Here is an 8,425-nt window from a genome sequence, read left to right as displayed (position 1 = left end):
GCAGGCAGAGAAAACTGGCCGATTTTCTCTGCACAGGAGGGATAATACAAGGCCTGATAAGCGTAGCGCATCAGGCAATTTTGCGTTTGTAATCAGTCTCGAGCGGGTCAGTTTGCTGGCCCGCTTTTTTATGCGTTATTTTTGCTGAAGTGCTTAATGCCAAATCATCAATGCAATCAGACTGACCACCACCAGACCACACAATGCGCTGGTCAGAATAAACTGCCGACGCACCCGCTCACAGCGGCGAATAAACTCATCATCGTGATGATCGCGATAACGTTGGGCATAGATATACCAAACGAGACGCACCTGTTTGTTGGGTTGGCCATGTGAGGTAAAAAAGCCCCCTCCATCAACATATTGATAGAGCAATGGATCGCAGTTACGCAGTACCACTAACAACGCGCGTAGTGATGAGAAATAGCGCGCCATGTTAACAATGCAAACGACACATAAAGCCCAAAATAATGCGACGGTGCTTATCATACCTCCTCCCCGGCGACCTGCCCGCGGAGTTCCACCCCGGGGCTACCGCTCCCGATACGCTGCCAATCAGTTAACACCAGGTCCTGGAGAAACCGCTTTTGTGGTGACCAACATCCGAGCGGCTCTATAGATAGTGTAGGAGATCAGGTTGTTTTTTTTCCAGAAGGTTAACCACTATCAATATATTCATGCCGAAAATTTGTTTATCTAACGGGTAAGCAAGGCGGATTGACGGATCATCCGGGTCGCTATAAGGTAAGGATGGTCTTAACACTGAATCTTTACGGCTGGGTTAGCCCCGCGCACGTAGTTCGCAGGACGCGGGTGACGTAACGGCACAAGAAACGCTAGCTGGCCAGTCATCGACAACTTTATGGAAGGAGTAACACTATGGCTTATAAACACATTCTCATCGCGGTCGATCTCTCCCCGGAAAGCAAAGTTCTGGTAGAGAAAGCAGTCTCTATGGCTCGCCCCTACAATGCGAAAGTTTCTCTGATCCACGTAGATGTAAACTACTCTGACCTATACACCGGGCTTATTGATGTGAATCTGGGTGATATGCAGAAACGCATCTCTGAAGAGACACATCATGCGCTGACCGAGCTTTCCACTAATGCAGGCTACCCAATCACTGAAACCCTGAGCGGCAGCGGCGATCTGGGCCAGGTTCTGGTCGATGCAATCAAGAAATACGATATGGATCTGGTGGTTTGTGGTCACCACCAGGACTTCTGGAGCAAACTGATGTCTTCCGCACGTCAGCTGATCAACACCGTTCACGTTGATATGCTGATTGTTCCGCTGCGCGACGAAGAAGAATAATCTTCCCTCCACGACGTGTGCCTGAACGCCCGCATATGCGGGCGTTTTGCTTTTTGGCGCGCCTTGTTACCTGATGCAGCGTATACGCCTTATCTGGCCTACGATCTGCGTACGCAATCAAAATCCCCAGCCAATACAACATTTAACACCATCATATTTTCCATCATTAGTGTGATCAGCTGGTTATTTTCTGTTGTAATAGTGTATTAATCTATTCACCGCATCAATATTAAGAATCTCTGACAGATGTAAACTTTTTCGCGCGTTATCCCTTACGCGTTCATACTTTTCAGGATGGTATTGGAAGGTTAATAAATATGAATACAACACCCATGGGGATGCTGCAGCAACCTCGCCCATTTTTCATGATCTTTTTTGTCGAGTTATGGGAGCGATTCGGCTACTACGGCGTGCAGGGCGTACTGGCGGTTTTCTTCGTTAAACAGCTTGGATTCTCGCAAGAGCAGGCTTTTGTCACTTTTGGTGCGTTTGCTGCGCTGGTCTATGGCCTCATTTCCATTGGCGGCTATGTCGGCGACCACCTGCTGGGGACCAAACGCACCATTGTTCTCGGAGCACTTGTGCTGGCGATTGGCTACTTCATGACCGGCATGTCGCTACTTAAGCCTGACCTGATTTTCATCGCCCTGGGGACTATCGCTGTCGGTAACGGCCTGTTTAAAGCTAACCCTGCCAGCTTGCTTTCGAAGTGCTATCCACCGAAAGATCCGCGGCTTGATGGCGCATTCACCCTGTTCTATATGTCGATCAATATCGGCTCGTTGATAGCGTTATCGTTGGCCCCTGTGATCGCTGATAGATTCGGCTATTCAGTCACCTACAACCTGTGCGGTGCGGGATTAATTATCGCATTACTGGTTTACATCGCCTGTCGTGGAATGGTGAAAAACATTGGTTCTGTACCCGACTTCAAGCCGATGAGCTTCAGCAAACTGTTGTACGTATTACTTGGCAGCGTGGTGATGATCTTCGTCTGTGCATGGCTGATGCACAACGTAGAAGTCGCCAATCTGGTGCTGATTGTTCTCTCCATCGTCGTCACCATCATCTTCTTTCGTCAGGCATTCAAGCTGGATAAAACCGGGCGCAATAAAATGTTTGTTGCCTTTGTCCTGATGCTCGAAGCGGTGGTGTTTTACATTCTCTACGCCCAGATGCCAACGTCGCTGAACTTCTTTGCCATCAACAACGTGCATCATGAAATTCTCGGCTTTTCCATCAACCCGGTCAGCTTCCAGGCGCTTAACCCGTTCTGGGTGGTACTCGCCAGCCCAATACTGGCAGGTATCTACACGCATTTGGGTAACAAAGGCAAAGACCTCTCGATGCCGATGAAATTTACTCTCGGTATGTTTATGTGCTCGCTGGGCTTTTTGACGGCTGCCGCTGCGGGAATGTGGTTTGCTGATGCACAAGGGCTGACATCACCATGGTTTATCGTGCTGGTTTACTTATTCCAGAGTTTAGGTGAACTGTTTATTAGTGCCCTTGGCCTGGCGATGATTGCTGCCCTGGTGCCGCAGCATTTGATGGGCTTTATTCTCGGGATGTGGTTTCTGACGCAAGCTGCCGCGTTCTTGCTTGGCGGCTATGTGGCAACATTTACCGCAGTACCAGACAACATTACCGATCCGCTTGAGACGTTGCCCGTCTATACCAGCGTGTTTGGTAAAATTGGCCTGATTACGCTGGGCGTTGCGGTGGTGATGCTGTTGATGGTGCCGTGGCTGAAACGCATGATTGAGACGCCGGAAAGCCATTAATTATTCTTGCAGAACACAGGGTAGCAATAACACTACCCTGCTTTACTTTCACACCGGCGTACCTGCATAAATATCAAAGCGATGCCCTTTGGTAACTACCGCGTTTGGCGTGGCGACATTCGCCAGCGGTGGCGCGTAGTCCGGGCGCTTTACCACCACGCGTTTGGTCGCCAGCAAGCGTGCAGGCTCCAGCAATCCATCAGCGTCGAGATCCGGCCCCACCAGCGACTGGAACACGCGCATCTCTTTTTTCACCAGCGCGCTTTTCTGCTTATGCGGGAACATCGGGTCGAGATAGACCACCTGCGGGCGGGGAGTAATATCGGTTAGCGCCGTCAGGCTGGAGGCGTGGATTAACTGTAAACGCTCCTGCAACCAGCCGCCGATTTCCGCATCCGCATAACCACGCGCCAGGCCGTCGTCGAGCAGCGCGGCAACGACTGGATTACGCTCCAGCATCCGCACACGACAGCCGACCGAAGCCAGCACAAAGGCATCGCGCCCCAGTCCTGCGGTAGCGTCCACCACGTCCGGGAGATAATCGCCTTTAATGCCCACCGCTTTCGCCACCGCCTCACCGCGTCCACCGCCAAATTTGCGACGGTGCGCCATCGCTCCGCCAACAAAATCAACAAAGATGCCACCAAGCTTCGGCTCATCACGCTTGCGCAGTTCCAGATGCTCCGGTGTTAACACCAGCGCCATCAGGTTGTCTTCATCGTGCTCCAGCCCCCAGCGAGCCGCCAGAACAGATAAGGCACCGTCTCCGGTGCCTGTTTCATCAATTAAGCAGATTTTCACTGAATGATCAGCCCTTAATGCCGTAATGCTCCAGCATCGCATCCAGTTGCGGTTCACGACCACGGAAGCGTTTGAACAGATCCATCGGCTCTTCTGAACCGCCACGGCTCAGAATGTTGTCGAGGAACGACTGCCCGGTTTCACGGTTGAAAATACCCTCTTCCTCAAAGCGTGAGAAGGCATCTGCCGCCAGTACGTCAGCCCACAGGTAGCTGTAGTAACCTGCCGCATAACCACCAGCAAAGATGTGGCTAAATGCATGTGGGAAGCGGCCCCAGGACGGAGACGGTACCACGGCAACCAGTTTTTTGATTTCTGCCAGAGTTTCGAGGATTTTCGCCCCCTGCTCCGGACGGAATTCTGCATGTAGACGGAAATCGAACAGGCCGAATTCCAGCTGACGCAGAATAAACAGCGCCGCCTGGTAGTTCTTCGCCGCCAGCATTTTATCCAACAGTTCTTTCGGCAGCGGTTCGCCAGTCTCATAGTGACCGGAGATAAACGCCAGCGCCTCCGGCTCCCAGCACCAGTTTTCCATAAACTGGCTCGGCAGTTCGACCGCATCCCACGGCACCCCGCTGATCCCGGAGACACCGGCGGTTTCAATGCGGGTCAGCATATGATGCAGACCATGACCGAACTCGTGGAACAGCGTGATTACTTCGTCATGCGTAAACAGCGCTGGTTTACCATTCACCGGGCGGTTGAAGTTACATGTCAGGTACGCGACCGGTTTTTGCAGCGAACCGTCGGCTTTACGCATCTGGCCTACGCAGTCATCCATCCACGCCCCGCCACGCTTGTTTTCACGGGCATACAGGTCGAGGTAGAAGCTGCCGCGCAGTTCGTTGTTTTCGTCATACAGTTCGAAGAAACGGACATCCGGATGCCAGACATCAACATCTTTGCGCTCTTTAGCGGTGATGCCGTAAATACGTTTCACCACTTCAAACAAGCCGTTAACCGCTTTGTTTTCCGGGAAGTACGGACGCAGTTGTTCGTCGCTGATGCTGTAGAGGTGCTGTTTCTGTTTTTCGCTGTAGTACGCGATATCCCATGGCTGCAACTCATCGACGTCAAATTCGGCTTTGGCGAAGGCGCGCAGTTGCGCCAGCTCTTTTTCGCCCTGCGGACGTGCGCGTTTTGCCAGATCGGTTAAGAAATCAAGCACCTGCTGCGGGTTCTCCGCCATTTTGGTAGCCAGAGATTTAAAGGCGTAGTTTTCAAAGCCCAGCAGTTGCGCCAGTTCGTGACGCAGAGCGAGGATCTCTTCCATCACCTTGCTATTGTCCCACTTACCGGCGTTCGGGCCTTGATCGGAAGCGCGAGTGCTGTAAGCGCGATACATCTCTTCACGCAAGGCCTGGTTGTCGCAGTAGGTCATTACCGGCAAATAGCTTGGGATATCCAGCGTCAGTAAGTAGCCTTCCAGTTCTTTCGCTTCGGCCTGGGCTTTTGCCGCCGCCAGCGCGCTTTCTGGCATACCCGCCAGTTCCGCTTCGTCGGTAACGAGTTTGGTCCAGCCCATCGTCGCATCAAGGACGTTGTTGCTGTACTGGTTGCCCAGCTCGGAAAGACGGGTAGCAATTTCGCCGTAGCGTTGCTGTTTCTCTTTCGGCAGACCGATGCCAGAGAGTTCAAAATCACGCAGGGCGTTATCAACCGCTTTCTTCTGCGCCGTATTCAGCGTGGCGTAATGATCGCCATCGCGCAGATCGCGGTACGCTTTATACAGCCCTTCATGTTGCCCTACCCAGGTGCTGTATTCCGACAGCAGTGGCAGGGTTTGTTCGTAGGCTTCACGCAGTTCCGGGCTATTTTTCACCGAGTTCAGGTGGCTGACCGGGGAGAAGATACGCCCCAACACATCGTCCACTTCCGCCAGCGGCTGGCAGAGATTTTCCCAGGTGTACGGTGCCCCTTGCGCTACTACGCGCTCCACATTTTCACGGCAGTCATTCAATGCCTTCGTCACGGCTGGAACGACATGTTCCGGGAGAATTTTAGAAAACGGAGGCAATTCAAAGGGAGTCAGTAACGGATTCGTCATTAGCGCAGTCCTGGTTAAAGAGGTTAAGGAAGCGCTCAACAGGCGCTTTACATAATGTGTGTAGCATGGGGTTAAGTGTAGTGAATTTCAATGAGAAACGTTACGCTTTCGCGGCGACGGCCTCTTTTCGGTATACTGTCCTGATAGGCTTTTGTGCGCCCCGAATACGGGCCGATTTTTACTTACCGGAACACCTTTACCCATGCTCAGTTATCGCCACAGCTTTCACGCTGGCAACCACGCCGACGTCCTTAAACATACCGTTCAGAGCCTGATCATCGAGTCACTGAAAGAGAAAGATAAACCGTTTCTCTATCTGGATACCCACGCGGGTGCGGGGCGTTATCAGTTAGGCAGTGAACATGCCGAGCGTACCGGCGAATATCTCGAAGGTATCGCCCGTATCTGGCAGCAGGACGATCTGCCTGCGGAGCTGGAACCGTACATCAGCGTGGTGGAACATTTTAACCGTAGCGGGCAGTTACGTTACTACCCAGGTTCGCCGTTGATTGCTCGCCAGCTACTGCGCGAGCAGGACAGCCTGCAACTGACCGAACTACACCCGAGCGATTACCCGTTGCTGCGTTCTGAATTTCAGAAAGACAGCCGTGCACGCGTGGAAAAAGCCGACGGTTTCCAGCAGCTTAAAGCCAAGCTGCCGCCGGTTTCTCGCCGTGGTTTAATCCTTATCGACCCGCCGTATGAAATGAAAACCGACTATCAGGCGGTGGTCAGCGGCATTAACGAGGGGTATAAACGTTTTGCCACAGGCGTCTACGCGCTGTGGTATCCAGTGGTGCTGCGTCAGCAAATCAAGCGCATGATCCACGATCTGGAAGCGACCGGTATTCGCAAGATTATGCAAATTGAACTGGCGGTATTGCCAGACAGCGATCGCCGTGGCATGACCGCTTCCGGCATGATTGTGATTAACCCGCCGTGGAAGCTGGAACAGCAGATGAATAACGTGTTGCCGTGGTTGCATAGCAAACTGGTTCCGGCTGGCACCGGGCATGCCGCCGTAAGCTGGATCGTGCCAGAGTAATTGCAGCCATTGCTGGCACCTATTACGTCTCGCGCTACAATCGCGGTAATCAACGATAAGGACAATATGTCATGACTAAACACTATGATTACATCGCCATCGGCGGCGGCAGCGGCGGTATCGCCTCCATCAACCGCGCGGCTATGTACGGTCAGAAATGCGCGCTGATTGAAGCCAAAGAACTGGGCGGCACCTGCGTGAATGTTGGCTGCGTGCCGAAAAAAGTGATGTGGCACGCGGCGCAAATCCGTGAAGCGATCCACATGTACGGCCCGGATTATGGCTTTGATACCACCATCAATAAATTCAACTGGGAAACGTTGATCGCCAGCCGTACCGCCTATATCGACCGTATTCATACTTCCTATGAAAACGTGCTCGGTAAAAATAACGTTGATGTAATCAAAGGCTTTGCCCGCTTCGTTGATGCCAAAACGCTGGAGGTAAACGGCGAAACCATCACGGCCGATCATATTCTGATCGCCACCGGTGGTCGTCCGAGCCACCCGGATATTCCAGGCGTGGAATACGGTATTGATTCCGATGGTTTCTTTGCCCTTCCTGCTTTGCCAGAGCGCGTGGCGGTTGTTGGCGCAGGTTACATTGCCGTTGAACTGGCGGGCGTGATTAACGGCCTCGGCGCGAAAACGCATCTGTTTGTTCGTAAACATGCGCCGCTGCGCAACTTCGACCCGATGATCTCTGAAACGCTGGTCGAAGTGATGAACGCCGAAGGTCCGCAGTTGCACACCAACGCCATCCCGAAAGCGGTAGTGAAAAATGCCGATGGCAGCCTGACGCTGGAGCTGGAAGATGGTCGCAGTGAAACGGTGGATTGCCTGATTTGGGCGATTGGTCGCGAGCCTGCCAATGACAACATTAACCTCGAAGCCGCTGGCGTAAAAACCAACGAAAAAGGTTATATCGTCGTCGATAAATATCAAAATACCAGCGTTGAAGGTATTTACGCGGTGGGCGATAACACGGGCGCAGTGGAACTGACACCGGTGGCAGTTGCAGCAGGCCGCCGCCTCTCTGAACGCCTGTTTAATAACAAGCCGGATGAGCATCTGGATTACAGCAACATTCCGACCGTGGTCTTCAGCCATCCGCCGATTGGGACTGTTGGTTTAACGGAACCGCAGGCGCGCGAGCAATACGGCGACGATCAGGTGAAAGTGTATAAATCCTCTTTCACCGCGATGTATACCGCCGTCACCACGCACCGCCAGCCGTGCCGCATGAAACTGGTGTGTGTTGGACCGGAAGAGAAGATTGTCGGTATTCACGGCATTGGCTTTGGTATGGATGAAATGTTGCAGGGCTTCGCAGTGGCGCTGAAGATGGGCGCAACCAAAAAAGACTTCGACAATACCGTCGCCATTCACCCAACGGCGGCAGAAGAGTTCGTTACCATGCGTTAAATGTTAA

8 protein-coding genes are annotated in these 8,425 nt (G+C 52.7%); 4 read left to right on the top strand and 4 right to left on the bottom strand.

The window, feature by feature from the left end:
* Positions 1–153 precede the first annotated feature (153 nt).
* On the bottom strand, positions 154–489 hold the full coding sequence (gene uspB, locus FQ015_RS19120; RefSeq protein ID WP_000626187.1) for a universal stress protein UspB: 336 nt from the start codon (positions 487–489) through the stop codon (positions 154–156).
* 390 nt (positions 490–879) lie between these two features.
* Between uspB and uspA the strand changes: the two genes are divergently transcribed.
* Positions 880–1,314 (top strand): universal stress protein UspA, encoded by a 435-nt coding sequence (uspA, locus tag FQ015_RS19115; RefSeq protein WP_000323571.1) that lies wholly within the window; start codon positions 880–882, stop codon positions 1,312–1,314.
* 98 nt (positions 1,315–1,412) lie between these two features.
* Here uspA and FQ015_RS24340 read toward each other — a convergent pair whose 3' ends face one another.
* Positions 1,413–1,466, bottom strand: coding sequence for a hypothetical protein (locus FQ015_RS24340; protein WP_212591402.1), 54 nt, complete (start codon positions 1,464–1,466; stop codon positions 1,413–1,415).
* Positions 1,467–1,631: 165 nt separating this feature from the next.
* On the opposite strand from FQ015_RS24340, the gene dtpB reads away from it, so the two are divergent.
* Positions 1,632–3,098 (top strand): dipeptide/tripeptide permease DtpB, encoded by a 1,467-nt coding sequence (gene dtpB / locus FQ015_RS19110; protein ID WP_160524383.1) that lies wholly within the window; start codon positions 1,632–1,634, stop codon positions 3,096–3,098.
* A 48-nt stretch (positions 3,099–3,146) separates the two neighbouring features.
* Here the strand turns inward: dtpB and rsmJ are convergent, their stop codons facing one another.
* The gene (rsmJ, locus tag FQ015_RS19105) at positions 3,147–3,899 is read right to left on the bottom strand and encodes a 16S rRNA (guanine(1516)-N(2))-methyltransferase RsmJ (RefSeq protein ID WP_000686620.1); all 753 of its coding nucleotides are present in this window, start codon (positions 3,897–3,899) and stop codon (positions 3,147–3,149) included.
* Between the two features lie 7 nt (positions 3,900–3,906).
* Complete coding sequence (prlC, locus tag FQ015_RS19100) at positions 3,907–5,949, bottom strand: oligopeptidase A (protein ID WP_160524382.1); 2,043 nt, start codon at positions 5,947–5,949, stop codon at positions 3,907–3,909.
* Positions 5,950–6,151: 202 nt separating this feature from the next.
* On the opposite strand from prlC, the gene rlmJ reads away from it, so the two are divergent.
* Together rlmJ and gorA are read left to right on the top strand one after the other, a co-directional pair.
* Positions 6,152–6,994, top strand: coding sequence for a 23S rRNA (adenine(2030)-N(6))-methyltransferase (gene rlmJ, locus FQ015_RS19095; protein ID WP_039020658.1), 843 nt, complete (start codon positions 6,152–6,154; stop codon positions 6,992–6,994).
* Between the two features lie 71 nt (positions 6,995–7,065).
* Entirely contained in the window at positions 7,066–8,418 is a 1,353-nt protein-coding gene (gene gorA, locus FQ015_RS19090; RefSeq protein ID WP_160524381.1) for a glutathione-disulfide reductase, read from the top strand.
* Positions 8,419–8,425 lie beyond the last annotated feature (7 nt).

It is taken from the genome of Escherichia sp. HH26CH, assembly GCF_009820205.1.
Lineage (GTDB): Bacteria > Pseudomonadota > Gammaproteobacteria > Enterobacterales > Enterobacteriaceae > Escherichia > Escherichia coli_F.
This window is presented reverse-complemented; position numbering and strand designations above follow the sequence as displayed.